This window comes from Kribbella sp. VKM Ac-2571 (assembly GCF_004362255.1).
In the GTDB taxonomy this organism is placed as follows: Bacteria; Actinomycetota; Actinomycetes; order Propionibacteriales; family Kribbellaceae; genus Kribbella; species Kribbella pratensis.
Genome location: NZ_SNWS01000009.1, coordinates 313,723 through 337,434 on the forward strand (window position 1 = coordinate 313,723; position 23,712 = coordinate 337,434).

The window sequence follows — 23,712 nt, forward strand, 5'->3', positions numbered from 1 at the left end:
CCAAAACCTAGCATCACTCGGTTTTCAGCCGTAGCATCATCGCCATGAACTTCGACGACCTGCTCGGCCGGCTCTCCCTCGAGGAGAAGGTCCGGATCCTGACCGGCCAGGACTTCTGGTCCACCCACCCGCTGCCCGCGATCGGGCTGCGTTCGATGGTGCTGTCCGACGGACCGAGCGGCGTCCGCGGCGCGGTCTGGGACGAGCGCGACCCGTCGCTGAATCTCCCGTCGGCGACCGCCCTCTCGTCGTCCTGGGACATCGGCATCGCCCATCGGTACGGCGTGGTGTCGGCGCTCGAGGCGCGCCGGAAGAACGTCGACGTGGTGCTCGGCCCGACGATCAACCTGCACCGTTCACCGCTCGGCGGCCGGCACTTCGAGGCGTTCAGCGAGGACCCGGTCCTGACCGCGGACCTGGCCGCGGCGTACGTCGCCGGCGTGCAGGAGCTCGGCGTCGGGGCCACCCCGAAGCACTACGTGGCGAACGACTTCGAGACCGACCGCTTCACCGCGAACGTCGTGGTCGACGAACGCACGCTGCGCGAGGTGTACCTGCTGGCCTTCGAGAAAGCGGTCACCGAGTCGAAGGCGTGGCTGGTGATGAGCGCCTACAACTCGATCAACGGCGCGACCGCGTCGGAGAACGACCTGCTCGAGACCCCGCTCAACACCGACTGGGGTTTCGACGGTGTGGTCGTCAGCGACTGGACCGCCGTACGCAGCCTGGAGAGCGCGAAGCACTCGCAGGACCTGGCGATGCCCGGCCCCGTCGGAGCCTGGGGTGACGCACTCGTCGAGGCCGTCCGGTCCGGAGAGATCAAGGAAGACGCGATCGACCGCAAGGTCCGTCGCCTGCTCGCGCTCGCGGCCCGCGTCGGCGCCCTCGAGGGCTTCGAGAAGCCGGCCGACCCGCCGCAGGTCGACGGCATCGCCTTCGCCCGTACGGCGGCCGCGGAAGGCACGGTCCTGCTCCGCAACGACGGCGCGCTCCCCTGGCATGACCCGCAGAAGGTAGCCGTTATCGGTCACAACGCCCGCGACGCCCGCACGCAAGGCGGCGGCAGCGCGACCGTGATTCCGGAGCAGGTCGTCTCGCCGCTCGACGGGTTGCGTAAGGCGCTTCCGGACGCCGAGATCACGTACTCGATCGGCGCGGTCGTCCAGGAAGGCGTCGCCGAGCTCCCGCCGGCCACGATGACGAACCCGCAGTCGGGTACGCCGGGCGCCCGCGTGCGGTTCCTCGGCGCCGACGGGTCCGAGCTGTTCACCGAGGACCGTTTCTCCAGCGCACTCGTGTACCTCGGCGGCAACGCGCCGATCGGCGAGTCGGCGGTCTTCGAGTTCCGCACCACCTGGACGCCCGACGAGTCCGGTGCGATCCAGCTCGGTTTCGCGTCGGTCGGCCGCGGCCGGATCTTTGCCGACGGCAAGCTTCTCCGCGAGGACACCGCGGTCCCGGTCGGCAACGACCTGGGTGCCGCGCTGCTCTCCCCGCCGTCGATCTCCACGCCGCTCGAGGTCGAGGCCGGTACGCCGATCGACGTACGCGTGGAGCTCGACCTGCCCAAGGTCGAGGGCGGCCTGAGCAACGCGCTCAGCATCACGGTCGGTGTCGAGCCGAGCAACGACGACCCGCAGGCCCTGATCGACGAAGCCGTCGCCGCGGCCCGGGACGCCGACGTGGCGCTGGTGGTCGTCGGCACCAACTCGAAGGTCGAGTCCGAGGGCTACGACCGCACCTCGCTCGCGCTCCCGGGCCGGCAGGACGACCTGGTCCGCGCGGTCGCGGCCGCGAATCCGCGAACGGTCGTGGTCGTGAACGCGGGATCCCCGGTGCTCCTCCCCTGGCGGGACGACGTCGCCGCGGTGCTCGCGACGTACTTCGGCGGTCAGGAATACGGGGACGCGCTGTCCGACGTTCTCCTCGGCCGTACCGAGCCGGGCGGTCGTCTCCCGACCACGTGGCCGCGCGACCAGGAGGATGTCCCGGTCATCAACGTGACCCCCGAGGACGGCGTCGTCCGGTACGACGAGGGCATCCACATCGGCTATCGCGCCTGGCTCAAGGCGGGGACCGAACCGGCGTACGAGTTCGGTCACGGTCTCGGGTACACCACCTGGGAGCTCTCCGACCTGCGCGCGAACGACCCGTCGTCCGTCGCGCTGACCGTGCGCAACACCGGCGACCGCGCCGGCAAGCACGTCGTCCAGGTGTACGTCGAACGTCCCGAGAGCACTGTGAATCGCCCGGTCCGCTGGCTGGCCGGGTTCGGCGTCGTACGCCTCGAGGCCGGCCAAGCCCGTGAGATCACGGTCAACCTGCACGAGCACGCCTTCGAGCACTGGGACAGTACCGAATCAACGGGCTGGACCGTCGAACCCGGTGCCTTCACGATCCGAGCCGGCTCGTCGGTTTCGGACCTCCCGCTCTCCACGGAGCTCGAGGTCCGTTAGCTGCCCGGCTGCACGAGCTCATCAGGGCTCGGGGCGGTTCGACGCCGGTCGCCGGACAACCGGCGGCCGGTGTCGGACTGCCAGTACAGGACTGACCGGCCGGAACGGCGGCGTTCGAGCAGCCCGGCCTCGGTCAGGACGCGCAGGTGGTCCGAGATCGTGGCGAGCGACAGGCCGGTGGTGGCCACGAGGAACGTTGTGCTCACCGGCTCGGCGGCCTCGACCAGGATACGGGCGCGGTTGCGGCCGAGCAGCTGCACCAGCGGTTCACCCGGCGTTTCGGTGGTCGCGAAGATCCCGGTCACGGGATAGGTCAGTGCGAATCGATCCGGGAGCCGCCAACTGACGTTGACGCGTTGGGTGTGCGCCGCGATGAACATCAGGTCGCGCCCGCGCACGTCGGTCGCCGGGTAGTCCCAGCGGTTCACCTGGATCCGTCCGTCACCGAGCCACCGCACGTCAGGTCCGAGACCCCGCAGTACGCCGGACCACCCCTGCTCGCTGAGGCGCGCCGTCCGCGACACGATGTCGGCCTGCAGCACCCGCAACCGCCGTGGCCAGTCCGGCTCGACCGTCGTCCGCCACACCCACCGCAGCAACTCCGCCGCCTCCGCGGCCAGCCCGGACGACGAGAGCACGATCGGCGGCAGGGGCGTCCGTACGACGCTGAGGTCCGCGCGGATGCGGTCGTCGTCGAGCGAGGTCAGGTACTCGAGTTCCGCGTCCAGCGTGAGGTCCGGTTCGAGCGGCGGCACGGTCAGGAAGTCAGCGACCCAGCTCCGCCCGAAGGCGGCCTCCAGCAACCCTGCCCAGATCGGATTCGCCGCCACCGCCGCCTCAAACGCGGCGCTGTGCGTGTCCTTCCACGGCCGGAACCACGGCTCGACCGGACCACGCAGCAGCTTCAGCGCCGACACGGTCTCGGTGAGCTGCGACGTACCGAACCGCGCGTTCACGAGGGTGTCGGCATCGACCAGGAACTCGGACAACGTTTCGCCTCCACCCGAAACTGTAGGCGACGCGAGAACGGCGGTCGATGCTACCGACCATGAGCACGTACCGGGCGATCTTCGCCAACCGGGAGTTCCGGAACCTTTGGATCGGCAGCGCGCTGGGCAACGCCTCCTCGACGATGACCAGCCTGACCCTCGCGATCCTGGTCGACGCCGCCACCGGGTCCGCGTTGCTCGCCGCGGCCATCATGTTCGGACCGTCGCTGGCGCAGGTTCTCGGCGTTTCCACGCTGATGTCCGCCGCGGACACGGCGCGTCCCCGCCAGGTGCTCACGTTGCTCTCGATTCTCTCGACCGTTGCGGTCGGCACCCAAGCGGCCTTCGGGCTCTCCGCCGGTCTGCGGCTCGTGCTGTCACTCGCGGTCGCGTACGGGCTCTCGATCGGAGCCGGTGTCCGCTGGGGACTGCTCGGCGAGGTCGTCCACTCCGACCAGTTCGTCCTCGGCCGGTCCGCGATGAACCTGTCGGTCGGCGCGATGCAGATCGCCGGCTTCGGTATCGCGGGTGTCCTCCTGCAGGCGGTCGCCCCGTCGACCGTGCTCTGGATCGCGACCGCCTGTGCCGCACTCGCAGTACCGGTCATCCGCTTCGGCCTGCGCGACCGGGCCCCGCGCCGGGTCGCACGAACCGGCCTCGCCGAGACATGGCGCGGCAACCGCGTCCTCTTGTCACAGGCCCGCACCCGCCCACTGCTCCTGGCGCTCACGCTCCCGAACGGTCTGATCGTCGGCTGCGAGGCTCTCTTCGTCCCGTACGCCGGTTCGCGCGCGGGCTGGCTGCTCGCCGCAGGGGCCGCCGGGATGATGACCGGGGACCTCGTCGTCGGCCGCTACCTCAGCCGGCATGGTCGCCGCATCGCAGCCCGCTGGTTGCGATTCCTGCTCGCCGTACCGTTTCTGGGTTTCGCGTTCGGTCTCCCGCTCGCGGTGCTCTGCATCCTGGTCGCGATCGGGAGCAGCGGTTACGCCGCTTCGCTGGCTCAGCAGGAGATCCTCGTCGACCTCACTCCGGCGGAGCTGCGCGGCCAGGTGCTCGGGCTGGAGTCCGCGCTGCGGATGACGACCTTCGGTGTGGTCGCCATCCTGGCCGGTGCGCTGGCCGACCTGACTGCGGCCGCCCCGGCGATCACCGCGTTCGCGGCCGCGTCCCTGATGGTCTCGGTCGCCCTGACTCGACCGCTTGCCCGGATAGGCTCGCCGCATGGAAGTGGTTCGGTTGCGGAAGGTGTCCAAGCGGTACGGACGCCGGGAGATCCTGGCTGACGTCGACCTGCAACTGAACGCCGGTGAACTGCTGGCTCTGGTCGGCGCGAACGGTTCCGGCAAGTCGACCGTGTTGCGACTGATGGTCGGTCTGTCGCGACCGTCCACGGGAACGGTGCAGCGCAACGCCGACGTCGTCAGCTACGTGCCCGATGTGTTCACGTCGCACGATCGCCTGTCGGCCTCGGCGTACCTGCGGCACATGGGGCGGATCCGTGGACTCAGTTCGAGGACGGCGAGAGACCGCTCTCTCGAGTTGCTCGATCGCCTCGCACTCTCCGGCGGCGCGGACACCCCGATGCGCAAGCTGTCGAAAGGCAACGCGCAGAAGGTCGCCCTCGCGCAGGCGCTGCTCGATCCGCCACAGTTGCTCGTACTCGACGAGCCCTGGGCCGGCCTGGACGCGACCGCGCACTCGACCCTGCGCGAACTCCTCACCGAGACCGCGGAACAAGGCGCCGCCGTCGCCTTCACCGAGCACTCCGCCGAAGTCGTCCGCTCGACCGCAACCCGGGTCTGCGAACTCGATCACGGCAAACTCACCTCATCGCGCCGGCAAACCGCCCTCACCGAGCTCCACCTGATCCCCGCCGCACACATCGACTGGGACCGTCACCCCGACGTCGTCGAGGTACGGCGTACCGACGCCGGGGTGACCGTGCTGCTGCCGACCGGCCGTCACGACGCCGCCCTGCTGACCGCCCTGAACCACGGCTGGTCGGTCGTCAGCGTACGGCGGGTGAAGCCCGAGTGAGCGCGCTCTACCGTTACCTGCTGACCAGTGCCCTGCTCTCCCAGCGGTACCTTCCGCCGACACTGATCTTCCTCGCCGCGATGGCCGTCGGTACGACGTCCGACAACGGGCCGCTGCAGTCGTCGTACTCGTTCTGCGTACTGGCGATGCTTGTCTGTACGACGTGGCTCACCGTCAGCATCGTCAACCACGAGGATCCGACCCAGCGGAAGATCACGCTGGTGATGATCGGCAGCTCGCTGCGCGTCCTGACGATGACGGTCGCCGTGGTGATCACGTGGTGCGTACCGCTCCTGGTGATCGGTCTCGTCTACCCGATCGTCACCGGCAAGCACGTCGCCACCGCCGGCGACCTCGCCGTCGGAGCGGCCGCGCAACTCGGCGCGGCGATGATCGGGATCGCGATCGGCCTGCTCTGCTCGCGTCTCGTGATCCCGCGGATCGGGGTCGCGATGCTCACCGCGGCCGCCGCGATCCTCGCCGTACTGCTCCTGCGCTGGATCTCCCCGATCCGCCCGATCATGACGGTGCTGTCCAACGAGAAGGCAGCCGCCGCGAACGCCGCACCACTCACGCTGCTGGCCGCGCTCTCCGCGATCCTGCTGGCGGCCGCCGTCCTCGCGACGAAGCTGCTCGCCGATCGCAAGGACTGATCAGGAAGCGGCGACCGACGACAGGCCGTGTGGGGCGGCCGAGCCGCGGACGATGAGGGTTGTCGCCAGCTCGACGTGGTGTGAGGCGACGGGCTCCCCCGCTGCCAACTGCAGCGCGGTGCGTACGGCGACGGCGCCGATCTCGCGTAGTGGCTGCTTCACCGTGGTCAGCTGCGGAGACGCATGCCGGGCCACCTGGGTGTCGTCGAAGCCGACCACGCTCAGGTCGTCCGGGATCCGCAGACCGCGGGCGCGCGCCGCCTCCATCACGCCGACCGCGATCTCGTCACAGCCGGCGAAGATCGCCGTCGGCCGGTCGGGCAGGTCGAGCATCATCGAGCCGCCGGCGAGACCGTCGTCGTACAGGAAGTTGCTCAGCCAGATGTAGTCCTTCCGCACCTCGGCGCCGACGGCCTCCATCGCGCTGCGGAACCCGCTCATCCGCGCCTGGTTGCAGGCCGACGTCGGCGGCCCGCCGATGTACCCGATCCGCCGGTGCCCGAGATCGAGCAGATGCTGCGTGGCGGACATCCCGCCCGCGAAGTTCGTGGACCCGACGCTCGTGATGTCGGGCTGCGGTACGTCGGCCGGGTCGATGATCACCAACGGCAGCCGCGCGCGGGACAACGCGGCCAGGTCGGCGTCGGACAACTCGCTGGTGATCCCGACCGCGGCCCGGCGGCCGGACGCGATCAGGTCCCGTACCCAGGGGGCCGCCCGACCCGCCGAGTGCCGGCTCGGGTGCGGCGGCCGGGAGCTGAGGACGACCTCGACCCCGGCCGCCGCGCCCGCGTCGAGTACGCCCTGGATCACCTCGACCGAGTAGCTGTTCAGTACGCCTTGGTAGAAGAGTTCGACCGTCTCGTGCTGGACCGGCTCCGGTCGGCGCCCGACGTACCCGTGCTTCTCGAGGACGTCCTGCACCCGGGCGCGAGTCGACGGCGAGACGTCGCTGCGCCCGTTCAGCACCTTGGAGACCGTGGCAACCGAGACCCCGGCCGATCCGGCGACGGTGGCCAGGGTGACGCGACCCTTCAACGGCGACATCTGATCACCCTCCTCCAGGTTCCTTGCTGATCGTGACCGGAGTCGTCAGGACCCGGTCGTGTCCGACAACCCTCACATCCCCGGTGACCCGCAGCATCGCACGACACGGCAGGTCCAATGACGACGTGCCCACCATCACTTCGACGTCGCCGGGCTCGACGATCCGGCGCAGATCGGGACCCGTGTACGCCGTGCGATCCGCGTGCACCCGGAACGTGACGTCGGCCGCCTGACCCGGCTCGAGCGACATCCGCGCGAACCCGGTCAGCAGCTTCAACGGCCGCGCGACCCGGGCGACGACGTCGCGCAGGTACAGCTGCACGACCTCGTCGCCGCCCCTGTCACCGGTGTTCGCCACTCGTACGGTGGCAGTGAACTCGCCGTCGGTGCCGATCTCCGGCACGCTCAAGCGGAGATCGGCGACCGTGAAGTCCGTGTACGACGCCCCGTATCCGAACGGATACAGCGGCCGGGTCTCGAGTCCGCTGATGCCCTCGCTCTCGACACTCCCGAGCGCCGGCTGCAGGTACGTACCGGGCTGCCCACCGACATGCCGCGGGATCTGCACCGGCAGCTTCCCGCTCGGCACGATCCGCCCGCTCAGTACGCCGGCGATCGCCGCCGCACCTTCCTGTCCCGGGATGAACGCCTGCACCAGCCCGGCAACCCGATCCGCAAACAGCCCCAGCGCATAAGGCCGCCCTGACACCACCACCACGACGACGGGCTTCCCCGTGTCGAGCAACGCTTCCAGCAGCTCGCCCTGCACCCCAGGCAGCCGCAGATCCTCCGCGTCGCATCCTTCGCCCGACGTCCCGTGCCCGAACAGCCCGGACAGGTCGCCCACGAAGGTGACACAGACGTCCGAGTCCTCGGCTGCGGCGAGAGCCGCGGCGAACCCGGAGCTATCGTCCCCGGTGACCTCACAACCCTTGGTGTACGAGACCTCGACGCCGGCCAACTCGTCGCGCAAGGCCTCGAGCGGGGTAATGATCGAGATCCCCGGTCCACGCTCGGGATACCGCGGAAGCACGTGATTCGGGAACGCGTAACAACCCATCAACGTCCGCGGATCATCGGCACAAGGCCCGACCACGGCGACCTTCGCGACACCGGAAAGCGGCAGCACCGAGCCGGCGTCCAGCAACACGACCGACTTCTCGGCGAGCTCCGACGCGATCGCCCGATTCTCCGCCGAATCCAGATCGACGCCGGACTTCACGGAGCGCTGCGGAGTCCAGTCCTCGTCCAGCAGACCGAGCTCGGCCTTCTGCAGCAGCACCCGCCGCGCCGCGCGGTCGATCAGCTCCTCGGACACCTCCCCCGCCTTCACCTTGTCGAGCAGGCTCAGGTAGCCGATCGTGTCCGGCAGCTCGACATCGGTCCCGGCGGTCAACGCGAGGACCCCCGCGTCCGCGTTGTCCGCCGCCACCCGGTGCATCGACGCCAGGAACGGCACCGCCCAGTAGTCCGAGACGACCGTCCCCTCGAATCCCCAGTCCTCTCGCAGTACGTCGGTGAACAGCCACGGATCCGCGCTCGCGGGCAGTCCGTCGAGGTCGGCGTACGAACTCATCACCGACCCGGCGCCGGCCGTCGCGATCGCGGTCTCGAACGTCGGCAGGATGATGTCGAGCAACTCGCGGCGGCCCATCGACACCGGGCCGTGGTTCCGGCCGGCGCGCGACGCGGAGTACCCGGCGAAGTGCTTCAGCGTCGCGATGACGCCCGCGCTCTGCAGACCGCGCACGTACGCCGACCCCAGGATCCCCACCAGGTAAGGGTCCTCGCCGATCGTCTCCTCGACGCGGCCCCAGCGATAGTCACGCACGACGTCGAGCACCGGCGACAGTCCCTGGTGCACTCCGACCGCTGCCATGTCGCGCCCGATCGCCGCCGCCATCCGCTCGACCAGCGACGGGTCGAACGTCGCACCCCACGCGATCGAGGCGGGATAGACAGTCGCGCCGTACGTCGTGAACCCGGTGAGGCACTCCTCGTGGACCAGCGCCGGCACACCGAGCCGCGACTCCTTCAGCACCACCTCGTGCTGCCGGACAACCTCGGCGACACCCTGCTGAGGCGTCTGCGGGTAACTGCCCCAGACCCGGGTGAGATGACCGAGCCCGTCGCGGCTCGCCTCCTCCAGCGACAGCGAACCGCCGACCGAGAACACGTCCTCCATCGGCGCGACGTTGATCGTCTCGTCCTCGGGAAGGTCGTGGTCGGCCATGTCGTTGCCGGCCCAGCGACTGCCGAGCTGGGCGATCTTCTCCTCCAGCGTCATCGCCGCCAGCAGCAGCCCGGCCCGCTCGGCGGCGGGCAGCGCCGGGTCACGCCAGGGGCGGTCAGTCGAGATCGACAAGAAAATCTCCCTTGATGAACGTTCCATTCGGTGAGCAATTATCGAAAACTTTTCGAAGCTCTCCGGTCGACCCGGCCGATCCGCCGTAGATCGATGAATCCCCTGTGCCAACAGGCGATTACGTGACCTCACTGTGACCCCAAAGTCTGCTTAGTTCAAGTCTTGACAGCAGTATCTCCGAAATCTATGTTTCGAAAACAAGTCATATCGGCAGGTGCTTCCGCAACCTGTGGGGGCAGCACGGAGTACGGAGATCACTGTGGATCCCATGACGACATCTCGGCGTAACTTCCTCGGCCTGGTCGGCGGTGGCGCACTGGCGGCCGGTCTCGCCGCGTGCGGCAGCTCCGGGCCGAAGAGCACGCCCGGTTCGACCGCGGGAGCCGGCGGCGCCGGCAGCGGGGCGACATACTGGTTCCTCACCGGACAGCCGCAGCAGGGCATCCGGGAGGCGCAGGTCAAGCGGTTCAACGACGCGAACCCGGACACCAAACTCAAGACCACCGAGTTCCAGAACGACGCGTTCAAGCAGAAGATCAAGACCGCCATCGGCGCCGGCCAGGGCCCGACCCTGATCTGGGGCTGGGGCGGCGGCGGCCTGAAGGCGTACGTCGAGGCCAACCAGGTCGAGGACCTGACCGACTGGCTCACCAAGGAGCAGGCCGATCTGAAGAACTCGATCTTCCCGTCCGCGTTCACGGCGGCGACCGTCAACGGCAAGATCTACGCGGTGCCGGGAGAGACCGTCACGCCGATCGTGCTGTTCTACGACAAGCGCGCGTTCGAGAAGATCGGCGCGCAGCCCCCGCAGTCCTGGGGCGACATCATGGACCTGGTGCCGAAGTTCAACGACAAGGGCATCGCGCCGTTCTCGCTCGGCGGCCAGTCGCGCTGGACCAACATGATGTGGCTGGAGTTCCTGTTCGACCGGATCGGCGGCAGCGAGGTCTTCCAGAACATCTTCGACGGCAAGAAGGACGGCTGGTCGGACCCGTCCGCGCTCAAGGCCCTCGAGGAGATGCAGAAGCTGATCAAGGCGAACGGGTTCGTGAAGGGCTTCTCCTCGATCACCGCCGACTCCAACGCCGACCAGGCGCTGCTGTTCACCGGCAAGGCCGCGATGATGCTGCACGGCGCCTGGACCTACGGGAACATGAAGTCGTCCGGTGGCGACTTCGTGACCGGCGGCCACCTCGGGTACATGAACTTCCCGCCGGTCGACGGCGGCAAGGGCGACCCGAGCGACACGGTCGGCAACCCGGGTCAGTACATGTCGATCTCGTCCAAGGCGACCGACGCCGAGAAGACGACCGCGAAGAAGTTCATCGCGAACAACACGCTCGACGACGCCACGGTGGAGGCCTGGGTGAAGTCCGGCAACATCCCGGTCGTGAAGAGCGCGAAGGACAAGCTCGGGTCGATCACCGACAAGAACGACTCCGCGTGGCTGAACTTCGTCTACGACACCGCGGCGAACGCGAAGAACTTCGCCCAGTCCTGGGACCAGGCCCTCAGCCCGACCCAGGCCGAGACGCTGCTCGACAACATCTCCAAGCTCTTCCAGCTGTCGATATCGCCGCAGCAGTTCGCCACGAACATGAACGCGGTGATCGGCCAGTGATCTCCTCGCTCCGCACCGAAGGCCCGGAGGCCCCATGACCGCGACCGCTCCGCCCGTCGCCCCGACAACCGGCCACAAAGTGTCGTCCGGCGCCGGCTCGTCCGGCGTCGGGCGGAGCGGTTCGGTCGCCTGGATGGTGCTGCCCGCACTGATCCTGTTCGTCGTCTTCGGGGTCGTCCCCCTGGTCGGCGTACTGGTGCTGAGCTTCACCCAGTGGGACGGGCTCGGCGCGATCCACGCCGCCGGTCTGTCGAACTGGAAGTCGGTGTTGTCCGACTCCCAGTTGCCGCACAGCATCCTGGTGACCTTCGAGATCATGATCCTCTCGTGGGCCGTGCAGACCCCGATGAGCCTGCTGCTCGGTACGTTCCTCGCCGGGCGGCAGCGGTACCGCGCGTTCCTGGCGGTCTTGTACTTCATCCCGCTGCTGCTCAGTTCGGCCGCGATCGCGATCACCTACAAGGCCCTGCTCGACCCGAACTTCGGGCTCGGCCCCGGTCTGCACCTCGGCTTCCTCACCCAGGACTGGCTCGGCCGCAGCAACCTCGCGCTCGGCGTGGTGATCTTCATCGTGTCCTGGCAGTTCATCCCGTTCCACTCGCTGATCTACCAGGGCGGCGTCCGGCAGATCCCGACCACGATGTACGAGGCGGCCGCGATCGACGGCGCCGGGCGGATCCGGCAGTTCTTCAGCATCACCGTGCCGCAACTGAAGTACACGATCATTACGTCCTCCACCCTGATGGTGGTCGGCTCGCTGACGTTCTTCGACCTGATCTTCGTCCTGACGGCGGGCGGTCCCGGCGACGCGACCCGCGTCCTCGCTCTCGACATGTACAAGCGGGGCTTCATGTCCAACCAGATGGGTCCGGCCAGCGTGATCGCCTCGCTCATCGTGCTGCTAGGCCTGGCGCTCGCCCTGCTGCTCCGACGGCTCGGCGGCAGTACGACAGCAAGCCAGCAGGAAGGTGCGTGACATGGCTGTGGCCACCAGCAGCACGAGTACGGCGTCACGTCCCACGCAAAGCCGCCGCCCGAGCCGTGCTTACAAACTGCTGCAGCTGAACTGGTTCGGCGGATTGGCGGGCTGGATCTGGCTGGCGATCGTCCTGATCCCGCTGTACTGGATCGTCGTCACCAGCTTCAAGGACCAGAGCGCGTACTTCACCCAGAACCCGTTCGCGCTGCCGTCCGCGCCGACGACGAACAACTACAAACTGGTGATCGAGTCCGACTTCCCGCGGTACTTCCTGAACAGCGTGATCGTCACCGTGGGCACGATCATCCCGGCCGTCGCGATCTCGTTCATGGCGGCGTACGCGATCATCCGCGGCGCCGGCAGCAGGTTCCTTGCCGGAGTCAACGGTCTGTTCCTGATGGGGCTGGCGATCCCGTTGCAGGCCACGATCATCCCGGTGTACCTGCTGATCATCCGCATGCATCTGTACGACAGCCTGCTGGCGCTCATCCTGCCGTCGGTCGCGTTCTCAATCCCGCTGTCCGTGCTCGTGCTGGCGAACTTCGTCCGCGACGTACCCAAGGAACTGTTCGAGTCCATGCGCGTCGACGGCGCGACCGAGTGGGACATGCTGCGCAAGCTCGCGTACCCACTGACCCGGCCGGCTCTCGTGACCGTCAGCATCTACAACGGCCTGGCAGTGTGGAACGGGTTCCTGCTGCCCCTGATCCTCACCCAGAGCCCCGACAAGCGCACACTGCCGCTGGCGCTCTGGACGTTCCAGGGCCAGTACAGCGTCAATGTCCCGGCGGTTCTCGCCTCCGTCGTGCTCACCACCCTGCCGATCGTCATCCTGTACGCGATCGGTCGCCGGCAACTGCTCAGCGGCCTCACCGCCGGCTTCAGCCGCTAGAGCCATTGCTCAGAGATTTGGTCCGGCCCGTCTGCTTCGGGCCGGATCACCCTGACTGGTGCCTTCAAGAGGGAGACAGAGTGAAGTATCGCAATGCACCTGCGAGTAACTCGACCAAGCTCACGCCGCAGATTTCCCGCCGAATGCTGCTCGGTGCGAGCGCAGCAGCGGCGGCAGGCGTGGCCTTCGGCCCTGCGGGGCCGGCATTCGCAGACCCAGGCCCGGCTGGCGATGCGGGCAAACCCGGTACCGAGCGTCCGTTCGGACCTGTCGTCGTGGCCGGTCAAGGTGGGCGCACGTCGTACGCTCGCGCTGTCCGGCTGAGCACGGGGGCGCCGGGCAAATCGCAGACCCTGCTCGCGACCTACCAAGGTGGAGGCCCGGGGTTTCCGCTCTATCGCAGTGATGACGACGGCCGGACGTGGGCCAAGCAGAGCGCCGTACCCGATGCCGGCACGGCGTCCGGGGTGTATCTGCAGCCCTTCCTCTACGAACTGCCCCGCGCGTTCGCCGGTCTGCCCAAGGGTGCGCTTCTGTTCGCGTGCAACTGGCTCGGACAGAACTTCAGCAGCACGAACATCCAGCTGTATGCCAGCACGGACAGCGGTCTCACGTGGCAGTTCCTGAGCACGGTGGCCCAGGGTGGACCGGCCAACACGACGAACGGCGCGACGCCGGTGTGGGAGCCGTTCCTGCTGCTGCACAACGACAACCTGATCTGCTACTACTCCGACCAGCGGGATCCCAACTTCGGCCAGAAGCTCGCGCATCAGACGAGCACTGACCTGCACACCTGGGGTCCGGTCATCGACGATGCGACCGGAGCCGCGTACGCCGACCGACCCGGCATGACCACGGTGGCCCGTCTCAAGGGCGACCTGTGGATCATGACCTACGAGTATGGGCTGCCCGACGACCCGGCCAACCCGGATCAGGACAACTACTCGTACCACGTGCACTACCGGATCGCGAAGGACCCGGAGTCGTTCCGGTTCTCCCCGGACATCCCGCTCCTGGACCAGGGCGGCGGCGCGCCGAACGGGGCCCCCGTCGTCACATGGTCGAAGTCGGGGGGTGTGAACGGAACGATCGTCGTCACGGGCAACGACGATCAGGACTTCTTCGTCAACCGCGACCTCGGTGACCCCGGGGCATGGACGCGGCTCTCGTCGCCGATGCCGGCCGGCTACAGCCGCTTCACCATCCCGTTGGACGGCCCAGGGGATCCGCAGAACCGTGGCCTGGTCTTCGTCATCACGGGAGCGCAGTACGGCAAGTCAGGCCCCGTCGAGGCGGGCATCATCTCGCTGGACGGCTGAGGCCGGCTTCAGCAGATCGTCAGAGCCTTCTGCTCCGGGGCCGGATCGCCCACGACGCAAGCGCCAGTACGGCGAATGCGGCGGGGGCGATCGTCCCGGTGTACTTGTGCACGGCGGCGTTCGAGGCTGCCGCGCCGGTCATGTTGATCAGCACACCGGCGTACGCCCACTCCTTCAGCCGCGGCAGCCTCGGTGCGGCGATCACCACCGCGGCGGCGAGTTTCGCCGTACCGAGGATGGTGGACAAGTAGCTCGGATACCCGAGGTCGATCAGCACCGGATAGAACGGCGCCATCCGGAACAGATCCATCGCGCCACCGACGGCGCACTCCCCGACCACGATCGAGGTCACTGTCCAGTACGTCGTGGTCCTCATCGCGATCACCTTCTATCGAAACGGACCCGTACTCTTCTCTAACGGTACGATAGCGTTTCGATGGAGGTGGATCAATGGTCTCGCGGGGAGCTGGCGCGCGGCAGCGGATGCTGACGGCCGCGCTCGACGTACTGGACGAGGCCGGGCTGGCCGGGTTCACGATGGAAGCCGTCGCGCGCCGGGCCGGGGCGAGTAAGGCCACGCTCTACCGGCGCTGGCCGACCACAGGTGCGCTACTGGTGGACGCGATGGATGCGACCTACCGGCCGTTCCCGACGCCCGACACCGGCTCGGTCACCAAGGACGTCACGGAGATCCTGAACGCTTTCGTGACGCTGCTCGAACGTACGCCGTTCCCGCGGCTGCTCGCCGCGTTCATCGACGCCGCGGAACGCGATCCCGCCCTCTCGAAACTCCACACCGACCTCACGAACCGCCGCCGCGAGCCGCTGCTCACAGTCCTGCAACGCGGCCGCGACCGCGGCGAGCTCCCGCCGGACACCGACCCCGAACTGACCACGGACCTCCTGACCAGCCCGTTCTTCTACCGCCACTTCGTCGCCCACCGCCCCATCCCCCGCCGCATGGTCGCAGACGTCATCGCCCGCGTACTGAATCCAGCCAGTGCTCATGGCCTCACAGGCTGCTAACCTCAACGCTCTTGCTGGCCAGTGGGGTGATGAGTGCTTTGGCGGACGAGAAACCCGATGCGAACAGCTGGTTCGACAGACATCAGAGAAGCGCCTGGATCGCTGCCGCGGCGTCGATCGTCGCCGCTCTCATCGCTGCGTTGGTACCCGTTCTCACCTCCTCCGGCGATGACCAGAACACCGCCGGCGCCCCGGCCGCCGTACCGACGCCGTCGACTTCCGCTCCCCCGCCGTCGACTCCTGCTCCCCCGCCATCGGCGTCTGGTCCTACGTCCGGATCGGTGCCGGCCACGACTCCGGTGCCCAGTCAGACCCCGCCGCCCGGCCCCAGGACTCCTCCTGCCGGAACCCAGCTCTGGCAGGGCGCTCTGCTGCTCGACACCGAGCCCAAGGACCTGGATGCCGCGCCACCCGAACCCGTCGGCTACTCGTACAACGGCGACGTGTACATCGAGCTGAATCACGAACTGACGAGCTCGAACGGCACTCTCATCGCGCGGTGGTCCGGCGGCGCTCTGCCCGGATACGCCGACTGCTCGACAGCAGTCGGCGCCTTGGGCACCCGGCAGCCCATGAAGCTCTCGACAAGAACTGTGCTGTGCGTGCGCACCAGCGAGCAGAACATCGCCCGACTCGAGGTCACCTCGGTCGCCACAGGGCTGGACGTGAAGACCACCTTCACCGCGGTCATCTGGAACGCAGGCTGAAGCTCAGTGACGGCTGCTGTCTCCGAAGATGTGACGGCTGCCGTCGGCGAAGATCAGTAGACCGGCGCGATCCGGGCGGGACTCCAGCCAGGCGAGGGCATCGGGTCCCAAGGCGAAGGCGGCGGTTGCGTCGATGTCCGCCTGGGTGAGGGAGTGGTGGACGACGGTCACCGACGCGAGTGCGGTCGGGGTGGCTCCGGAGCGAGCGTCGACGATGTGATTGCCGCGGCGGTTCAGTCCGGAGGTGGCGATCGCGCCGGTGCGGATCGGCACGACGGCCGCGATCTTGTCCGGGTCGTGCGGATCCTCGATCCCGATCCGCCACGCGGGCGAGCTGGACGCGGCCACCCGGCAGGTGAGGTCGCCACCCGCCGCGAGGCAGTGGTCGGTGTCGGCCAGCCGCTCCAGCACGGCGGCTGCGCGCTCGACGGCCCAGCCTTTCACCACGCCGCTGGGATCGAGTCCGCCGGAGCGTCGTACGTCGAAAGCGCCGTCGGACTCGATCCGCGCCTGCTCGCCGAGCTCGAGCACCTCTGTGACCTCGGGTGGACAGTCGACGACGGTCAGCTCACCTCGGTCGAGACGAGAGATGTACGAGTCCGCGCGGTACGTGCTGAACATCCGGTCGGCCATGTGCAGGACCTCCAACGCGTCCAGCCACGCCTGGGCCGCGGGCTCGTCGTCGGTGTGCCGGCCGCGGAGGGCCAGGCTGATCGGCATGCCCATCACGTGTTCGACGTACCGCTTCATTTCACCTGGTCCAGGGCGCTCTGCAGGGAGCGGACGTAGCCGTCGCTGGTGACGGTCGCACCGCTGACCATGTCGATCTGCGCGTTCTGCGCCTTGACGGTCTCGTCGATCAGGACCGGCAGTGCGTAGTCGTTGATCTCGACGTCGCGGTGGTTTCCGTTCGGGTACTGCAGAACGTTGACTGCGGTGATCTTTCCGCTCTGCACGGTGAGCTGGACCTGCACCGGACCCCACTGCGTCTGCGCAACGTCCCCGGTGACGGTTGATGACGCGGACGACGGCGTGGCGACCGGCGTGGTGGCCGGCGTCGGTGTCGACGTGCTCCCGTCATCGGTCCCGTCGTCGCCGGAGCCGGAACCCGAGGCGGTCGAGGGTGCCGGTGCGGGCGTGCTGCCGACCGATCCGCTGGAGATCGGCGCGACCGCGGCGTCCGGTCCCGACGTCGAGGTGTGGTAGCCGAACATCAGGACGACGGCCGAGACGGTACCGAGGAGCCAGGCGACGATGCGTTTCACGGTATTCACCACTTGAAGGTCTCGAGATGGAGCCGCTCGGCCGGCAGGCCGGCGGTGCTGAGGCTGGACCTGACCAACTCGGTCCATGCCTCGGGTCCGCACAGGTAGACGTCGCGTTCGGCGATGTCCGGAATCCAGTGCAGGAGGGCTTGTACGTCGTCGTACTCTCCGACGCCGGCGCCGAACCACGAGTCCGGACGTCGCCGCGATCCGGGCAGCGTCAGCAGCGACAGACCGCGGTCGCGCCACAACGCCTGCAACTCGTCGTGGAACAGTGGCTGGTCCGTGTACCGCTGCACCAGCACCGCGTCACCTGGCTCGTACTCGAGTCCTTCGGCGAGTGCCCGCAGTGGCGTGACGCCGACGCCCGCGCCGATGAGCGCGAGCTTGCGCCCGGTGCGCGCTCGCGAACTCATCCGCCCGAACGGACCTTCGACAAGGACGCGCGTTCCCGGCTGCAGCGAACCGAGGGCCGCGCTGCCGTCACCCGCGTCCTGCACGGTGATTCGCAGTCCGCGGCCGTCCGGCGCGGCCGACAGCGAGTAAGGATTTGCCCGCGTCCAGCCTGGTCGCCCCAGGAAGCGCCAGGAGAAGAACTGCCCCGCCTCGGCGCGCAGACCATCCAGACGGCGACCACCGACGTACACGGACACGACTCCTTCGGTCTCCGGTACGACGGCGGTCACCCGGAGGCGATGTCGCACGTTGCGCCAGATCGGTACGCCGATCCGGTAGACGAGCACGGCCGCGGCGGTGACTGCCCAGGCCGTCCACCAGAAGACGGTCCGGCCCGGCGACGACAGGAACTCCTGCCCCGTCCACAACTGGTGCGGAAGCGCGATCCCGACACCCAGGTACGCGTAGAGGTGCAGAAGGTGCCACGACTCGTAGCGGATCCGCTTGCGTGCCGCTCTGATGCTCGTCAGCACGCTCAGACAGAGGCAGACCGTGCCGCCGACTGCCAGCAGCATGCCCGGGTAGTCGACTGTCAAGTCCCACAAGGTCGCAGGTGTCCGACGCAGCTCCCCCGCCGCGTATCCCCAGGTGATCGTGACGAGGTGCGCCAGCATCAGGTTGAACGACGTGAACCCCGTGACCCGGTGTATGCGTGCCAGGCGGTCCTGTCCGAAGGCTGCTTCGAGCATCGGCACGCGGGCCATCAGCACGACCTGTGCCAGCAGCAGGACGGCCGCGGCCAGCCCAGTGAGACGCCCCATCGATCTCAGTCCCGTTGCCCAGCCGCCGAGCTCTTGAATGCCGCCGTCGGTAACCCACCAGTACGTGGTGAGCAGGAGACCGAGCCAGAGCGCGGCGACGGCCCCGAGCCGTACGGCGCTGTCATGACGAGATCGCATGGACAGCAGTGTTGCCGCGCCGGCTGAGCAGGTCCTTCGGCTTGTCTGTGAGTCCGCTGTGAAGCGCTCGTTTGGCGTGCGGTTGCCGACCGACCGGGAAATAGATATCGTCGAGTGTTTGTGCCGGAAAACAAAAAGAAGCCCTCCTCAGGCTTCTGCGTTCAGATTATCAGAGCTTTTCGGTAAAAGCAACAACAGGATCGGGGGCAGGAGTGCTGGAGCAGGAGATCGCTGTAGAGCAAGGCGAAGTGACGATCATGTACGAGCGGCTCGATGTGCTGCGCGAAAAGGCGCGGGGCGAAATGGGCCGGGTACAGATCGAGGAAACCACCGGGACGGATCAGGCCCGGTCGGAGCGCGAGTCGTTCACGGATCTGTTCTCCGGGCGGTTCTCGCAATTGTCGGCGGTGGAACGCGGATTGTGTTTCGGGCGGATCGACGAGACGGCCGGCGACCGGTTCCACATCGGCCGGATCGGGTTGTTCGACGACGACTACAACCCGCTGCTGATCGACTGGCGGACGCCGGTCGCGCAAGTGTTCTACCGGGCCACCGCGGCCGAACCGCTCGGGGTCAAACGCCGCCGTCACATCCGGCTGCACGGCCGGACCGTCGTCGGGGTCGACGACGACCTCCTGGACGCGGACGCGATCGACGACGGCGAACGCAGCACGCTGATCGGCGAGGCGGCGCTGCTCTCGTCGCTCAGCGCGAGCCGCACCGGCCGGATGAACGAGATCGTCGCGACGATCCAGTCCGAGCAGGACGAGATCATCCGGTCCGGCCTGCCCGGGGTGCTCGTCGTACAGGGCGGTCCGGGCACCGGCAAGACCGTGGTCGCGCTGCACAGAGCGGCGTACCTGCTCTACACACACCGCGAGCAGCTCGGGCGGAGCGGCGTACTGGTCGTAGGACCCAACAGCACGTTCCTGCGCTACATCGACCAGGTACTCCCCTCGCTCGGTGAAACCGACGTGGTCCTCGCGACGATCAGCGAGATGTTCCCGGGCGTCACCGGGACCGCGGCCGAGTCGGCCGAGGCGGCGCGGATCAAGGGCAACCTGGCGATGGCAGACGTGATCGCGCAGTCGATCGCCGGCTTCCGCGTCGTCCCGGCCGAGCCGATCCGGCTGAAGGTCAACCAGGACGAGCTCGTACTTCGGCCGGACGCGATCCGCAAAGCACAACAAGGCGCCCTCGCGGCGCAGCCCCTGCACAACCGGGCCCGGCCGCTGTTCGTCCGGCGCGTCCTCAAGATCCTCACCAAACAGGTGGTCGACCGCATCGGCCCGCAGTACGTCGGGGACGCGGACATCGAGGACATCCAGCAGGAACTGTTCGACGACGACCGGGTCCTCGAGCTCCTCGACCAGTTGTGGCCCGAGCTCACACCCGAGCTCCTCGTCTCGGTGCTGTTCTCGTCGGACGACCGGCTGGCTGCCGCCGCGCCGCATCTCAGTGCCTCCGAGCGTTCCGCCGTACTGCGACCACTCGCCGCGGACTGGACTGCGTCGGACGTCGCACTGCTCGACGAAGCGGCCGAGTTGCTCGGCGAGACCGCGGACGTCGTTGCCGGACGCAAGCGCCGTGCGGCCGAGGACGCTGCTGCCGAGGAGGCGGGCCGGGAGTACGCGCACGGCATCGTCGACATCGAGCTGACCGCCGAGCGGATCACCATCGAGCCGTGGGAGATCGAGCAGTTCAAGGATCTGATCGCCCAACGTACGCGCGTGTTCAACCGTCCGGCGAGTAGCGCCGAGGGCACCGCCTACGACCGCAACTGGGTGTTCGGCCACGTCATCGTCGACGAGGCCCAGGAGCTGTCCGCGATGGACTGGCGGATGCTGATGCGCCGCTGCCCGCGCCGGTCGATGACGATCGTCGGCGACATCGCGCAGACAGGTTCGGCCGCCGGCGTACGGTCCTGGGCCGAACTCCTCGACCGGTACGCCGCCCGCCGCTGGCGCACCGCCGAACTGACAGTGAACTACCGCACCCCGTCCGAGATCATGACGGTCGCCGGCGACGTCCTCGCCGCCATCGACCCGACCTTGCGGCCGCCGGTTTCGGTCCGCGACACCGGCACCGAGCCACACCTCCGGAACGTCCCGCCCGACGAGCTACCCGATGCCTTGCGCACCGCGGTCAAGTCCGCGCAAGGACACGTCGGCGACGGCCGCCTGGCCGTGATCGTCCCGGCATCCCGGTACGACGAGTTCGCCGCCGTACTCCCAGAAGTTGCCCACAGCCACGACCCGTCCGTCCTCGACGGCACCGTCGCCCTCCTCGACGTACCCCAGTCCAAAGGCCTCGAATTCGACGCGGTCCTGATCGCCGACCCAGCCACCATCGTCAAAGAATCCAACCGCGGCCTCTCCGACCTCTACGTAGCCATCACCCGAGCCACCAAACACCTAACCATCCTCGGCGAGCTCCCCGACGTCCTGGGATGATCGTCGGGTAGTGAAGTTGTGATTACTGAGGGTGAGATCGTTGGGTCAATGTGTAAATTCCGTAATGAGGAGACTCCCGGAAAGCACTCTCCTCACGTAATCTGCCCAACCATGCACAGAGGCGAGCGGCGGGCCAAGCGGCCCAACGTCGTGTGGTCGGTGTTCGTGTTCCTCCTGGTCAGCGCACTCGCCGGCGCGCTGACCGCCGGTCTGGCCCTTCCGTTCGCCGGTCTGGCCGGGGTGACCACGGCCAAGGCGCACGACACGGTGCAGTACCTGCCCCAGGACCTGCAGACGGCGCCGCTTGCGCAGAAGTCGATCATCCAGGACGCGGACGGCAAGACCATCGCGACGCTGTACCAGCAGAACCGGACCCCGGTCTCGCTGAAGGCGATCAGCCCGGTGATGCTGAAGGCAATCGTCGCGATCGAGGACGACCGGTTCTACGAGCACGGTGCGCTGGACTTCAAGGGCACCCTGCGCGCGCTGCTGCGCAACCAGTCGTCCGGCGGGGTTTCTCAGGGCGGCTCGAGCATCACCCAGCAGTACGTGAAGCTGAGCCTGATCAACAAGGCCCGCACGCCGGAGGAGGTCAAGGACGCCACCGCCGAGACCTACGAGCGGAAGATCGCCGAGCTGCGCTACGCGATCGCGGTCGAGAAGGAGACCCCGAAGACCGAGATCCTGAACCGTTACCTGAACCTGGCCTTCTTCGGTGACCGTTCGTACGGCGTCGAGGCCGCGGCGATGCACTACTTCGGCGTCCACGCCGCGAAGCTGAACCTGCCCCAGGCCGCGATGCTGGCCGGCCTGGTGAAGAACCCGAGCGGTTACGACCCGATCGACAGTCCGGTGCGCGCCAAGGCCCGTCGCGACGTCGTCCTGCGCCGGATGAACGAACTGAACATCATCACCGCCAAGCAGGCCCAGGACGCGATCAAGACCCCGGTGATCGACCCCAAGAAGGTCCGCGTGATCCCGAGCGGCTGCGCGAACTCGACGTACCCGTTCTTCTGTGAGTACGTCGTCTCCAAGCTCAAGGCGAACAACGCGTTCGGCAAGACGCCGGAGGAACGCGAGAACTACATCGAGACCGCCGGCCTGGTGATCAAGACCTCGCTCGACCGGAAGATCCAGGCCGCCGCCCAGTCCGCGATCGCGCAGCATTCGAAGACCGGCGACCAGGCCGTCGCTGCGATCACGATGGTCGAGCCGGGCACCGGGCTGGTGAAGGCGATGGCGCAGAGCCGCGCGTACGGCGAGAAGAAGGGACAGACGGCGTACAACTACAACGTCGAGAAGTCCTACGCGGGCGGTTTCGGCGGGTTCCAGAACGGTTCGACGATGAAGGCGTTCACGATCGCCGCCGCGATCGGCAAGGGCGTGCCGACGACGTACCGGATCCGCTCGCCGCAGACGATCAGCCTCGGCGGCCAGAACTTCAGTACCTGCAACGGCCCGATCTCGGTCGACTCGTACAACCCGAAGAACTCCACGAAGACGGTCCTCGACCCGTCGATGGTCGACGCGGCCCGCGCGTCGACCAACACTTACTTCCTGCAGCTGTCCCGGCAGATCGGTCTCTGCCCGATCACCACGCTCGCGTCCCAGCTCGGCATGTACGACGCGCAGACCCTGAAGCCACTGGAGCAGGTGGTCTCGTTCACCCTCGGCTCGGCGGGTCTGATCACGCCGCTGATGCTGTCCAACGCCTACGCGACGTTCGCGGCTCGCGGCATGTACTGCAACCCGCAGATCATCACGTCGATCGCCTCGCTGAAGACCGGTAAGGCGATCCCGACGCCCGGCCCGAACTGCCACCGGGTGCTGTCCCCGGGGGTTGCGGACGGCGTCAACTACGTGCTGCAGCAGGTGATGGCGAAAGGCGGTACCGGCGGCAAGCTGAAGTTCGGCAAGAGTGACCTGGCCGGCAAGACCGGTACGATCTCGGAGAATCAGGCGGTCTGGTTCTCCGGCTACTCGTCGAGGCTCGCAGCCGCCTCGGTCGTCGGCGACGCCGACCCGCCGGCAGAGAACCTGATCGGCCAGGTCTTCAACGGCAAGAAGCTCAAGGATGCCTCGGGTTCCGGCACCGCCGGCCCGATCTGGGAGTCCGCGATGCAGGCGGCGTTGCAGGGGCTGCCGACCACCAAGTTCGTGAAGGCGGACGACAAGATCATCCGCGGCAACGTGAAGGACCTGCCGTACCTGAAGGGCATGACGCCCGCGGATGCGGCCGCGAAGCTGCTGTCGATGGGCTTCAAGGTCCAGATGAGTCATGGCCCACAGGTCGACTCGGATGCGCCGGCCGGCACGGTCGCCTGGACGAACCCGCGGCAGGAGGACGGCGCGCCCGAAGGCTCGACGGTCCTGCTGTACATCTCGAACGGCAGCAAGGCCCAGCCGACGCCGCCGCCGGTCACCCCGCCGACGCCACCCGTGACGCCGCCGACCGTCAAGCCGCCGCCAGGCTTCCCGACCTGCCCGCCGTGGGATCCGCGCTACCCCAAGTGCAAGGGCCGCTGACCCCGGCCTGAAAACGGCC

The 23,712-nt window shown here is 68.0% G+C and carries 19 protein-coding genes; 12 read left to right on the forward strand and 7 right to left on the reverse strand.

Annotation, left to right across the window (positions count from 1 at the left end):
• The first annotated feature begins 44 nt into the window (after window positions 1–44).
• Complete coding sequence (locus EV651_RS21840; protein ID WP_133787059.1) at window positions 45–2,456, forward strand: glycoside hydrolase family 3 protein; 2,412 nt, start codon at window positions 45–47, stop codon at window positions 2,454–2,456.
• Here the strand turns inward: EV651_RS21840 and EV651_RS21845 are convergent.
• Window positions 2,453–3,445, reverse strand: a complete 993-nt coding sequence (locus EV651_RS21845; RefSeq protein WP_133787060.1) for a helix-turn-helix transcriptional regulator — start codon at window positions 3,443–3,445, stop codon at window positions 2,453–2,455. The two genes, EV651_RS21840 and EV651_RS21845, sit on opposite strands and share 4 nt — an antisense overlap.
• 59 nt (window positions 3,446–3,504) lie before the next feature.
• Here EV651_RS21845 and EV651_RS21850 point away from each other — a divergent pair, with 59 nt between their 5' ends.
• From EV651_RS21850 to EV651_RS21860, 3 genes are read left to right on the forward strand one after another with little or no spacing between them, the layout of a single operon-like run.
• Window positions 3,505–4,731: an MFS transporter gene (locus EV651_RS21850; protein WP_133787061.1), complete on the forward strand. Its 1,227-nt coding sequence runs from the start codon at window positions 3,505–3,507 to the stop codon at window positions 4,729–4,731.
• The gene (locus tag EV651_RS21855; RefSeq protein ID WP_133787062.1) at window positions 4,670–5,485 is read left to right on the forward strand and encodes an ATP-binding cassette domain-containing protein; all 816 of its coding nucleotides are present in this window, start codon (window positions 4,670–4,672) and stop codon (window positions 5,483–5,485) included. Before EV651_RS21850 ends, EV651_RS21855 begins: the two co-directional genes overlap by 62 nt.
• Window positions 5,482–6,138, forward strand: coding sequence for a hypothetical protein (locus EV651_RS21860; RefSeq protein WP_133787063.1), 657 nt, complete (start codon window positions 5,482–5,484; stop codon window positions 6,136–6,138). The genes EV651_RS21855 and EV651_RS21860 overlap by 4 nt, the downstream gene beginning before the upstream one ends.
• Here the strand turns inward: EV651_RS21860 and EV651_RS21865 are convergent, their stop codons facing one another.
• Window positions 6,139–7,185 (reverse strand): LacI family DNA-binding transcriptional regulator, encoded by a 1,047-nt coding sequence (locus EV651_RS21865; RefSeq protein ID WP_133787064.1) that lies wholly within the window; start codon window positions 7,183–7,185, stop codon window positions 6,139–6,141. It abuts the gene before it with no gap.
• A 4-nt stretch (window positions 7,186–7,189) separates the two neighbouring features.
• Entirely contained in the window at window positions 7,190–9,550 is a 2,361-nt protein-coding gene (locus tag EV651_RS21870) for a glycoside hydrolase family 3 N-terminal domain-containing protein (protein WP_238157101.1), read from the reverse strand.
• A gap of 268 nt (window positions 9,551–9,818) precedes the next feature.
• Here EV651_RS21870 and EV651_RS21875 point away from each other — a divergent pair, with 268 nt between their 5' ends.
• The 4 genes from EV651_RS21875 (at window position 9,819) to EV651_RS21890 (ending at window position 14,361) form a co-directional block, all read left to right on the forward strand.
• A complete protein-coding gene (locus EV651_RS21875; RefSeq protein WP_133787065.1) occupies window positions 9,819–11,171 on the forward strand; it encodes an extracellular solute-binding protein in 1,353 nt (450 codons plus the stop codon).
• A gap of 34 nt (window positions 11,172–11,205) precedes the next feature.
• On the forward strand, window positions 11,206–12,147 hold the full coding sequence (locus tag EV651_RS21880; protein WP_133787066.1) for a carbohydrate ABC transporter permease: 942 nt from the start codon (window positions 11,206–11,208) through the stop codon (window positions 12,145–12,147).
• A 1-nt stretch (window position 12,148) separates the two neighbouring features.
• Window positions 12,149–13,042, forward strand: a complete 894-nt coding sequence (locus tag EV651_RS21885) for a carbohydrate ABC transporter permease (protein ID WP_133787067.1) — start codon at window positions 12,149–12,151, stop codon at window positions 13,040–13,042.
• Between the two features lie 80 nt (window positions 13,043–13,122).
• Window positions 13,123–14,361: a sialidase family protein gene (locus tag EV651_RS21890; RefSeq protein WP_202870449.1), complete on the forward strand. Its 1,239-nt coding sequence runs from the start codon at window positions 13,123–13,125 to the stop codon at window positions 14,359–14,361.
• 19 nt (window positions 14,362–14,380) lie between these two features.
• On the opposite strand, the gene EV651_RS21895 is transcribed toward EV651_RS21890, so the two are convergent.
• Window positions 14,381–14,737 carry a DoxX family protein gene (locus EV651_RS21895; RefSeq protein ID WP_133787068.1) on the reverse strand — a complete coding sequence of 119 codons (357 nt, stop codon included), beginning with the start codon at window positions 14,735–14,737 and terminating at the stop codon, window positions 14,381–14,383.
• A 74-nt stretch (window positions 14,738–14,811) separates the two neighbouring features.
• On the opposite strand from EV651_RS21895, the gene EV651_RS21900 reads away from it, so the two are divergent.
• Complete coding sequence (locus EV651_RS21900) at window positions 14,812–15,387, forward strand: TetR/AcrR family transcriptional regulator (protein ID WP_133787069.1); 576 nt, start codon at window positions 14,812–14,814, stop codon at window positions 15,385–15,387.
• A 29-nt stretch (window positions 15,388–15,416) separates the two neighbouring features.
• Window positions 15,417–16,094 (forward strand): hypothetical protein, encoded by a 678-nt coding sequence (locus tag EV651_RS42460; protein WP_133787070.1) that lies wholly within the window; start codon window positions 15,417–15,419, stop codon window positions 16,092–16,094.
• Window positions 16,095–16,097: 3 nt separating this feature from the next.
• On the opposite strand, the gene EV651_RS21910 is transcribed toward EV651_RS42460, so the two are convergent.
• From EV651_RS21910 to EV651_RS21920, 3 genes are read right to left on the reverse strand one after another with little or no spacing between them, the layout of a single operon-like run.
• Window positions 16,098–16,844 (reverse strand): FAD:protein FMN transferase, encoded by a 747-nt coding sequence (locus tag EV651_RS21910; RefSeq protein WP_202870450.1) that lies wholly within the window; start codon window positions 16,842–16,844, stop codon window positions 16,098–16,100.
• The gene (locus EV651_RS21915; protein WP_133787071.1) at window positions 16,841–17,359 is read right to left on the reverse strand and encodes an FMN-binding protein; all 519 of its coding nucleotides are present in this window, start codon (window positions 17,357–17,359) and stop codon (window positions 16,841–16,843) included. The genes EV651_RS21910 and EV651_RS21915 overlap by 4 nt, the downstream gene beginning before the upstream one ends.
• Before the next feature lie 5 nt (window positions 17,360–17,364).
• Entirely contained in the window at window positions 17,365–18,714 is a 1,350-nt protein-coding gene (locus EV651_RS21920) for a ferric reductase-like transmembrane domain-containing protein (protein WP_133787072.1), read from the reverse strand.
• 212 nt (window positions 18,715–18,926) lie between these two features.
• On the opposite strand from EV651_RS21920, the gene EV651_RS21925 reads away from it, so the two are divergent.
• Window positions 18,927–21,167, forward strand: coding sequence for an ATP-binding domain-containing protein (locus EV651_RS21925; protein ID WP_133787073.1), 2,241 nt, complete (start codon window positions 18,927–18,929; stop codon window positions 21,165–21,167).
• Window positions 21,168–21,278: 111 nt separating this feature from the next.
• The gene (locus EV651_RS21930; RefSeq protein WP_133787074.1) at window positions 21,279–23,693 is read left to right on the forward strand and encodes a transglycosylase domain-containing protein; all 2,415 of its coding nucleotides are present in this window, start codon (window positions 21,279–21,281) and stop codon (window positions 23,691–23,693) included.
• The last annotated feature ends 19 nt before the right edge of the window (window positions 23,694–23,712 follow it).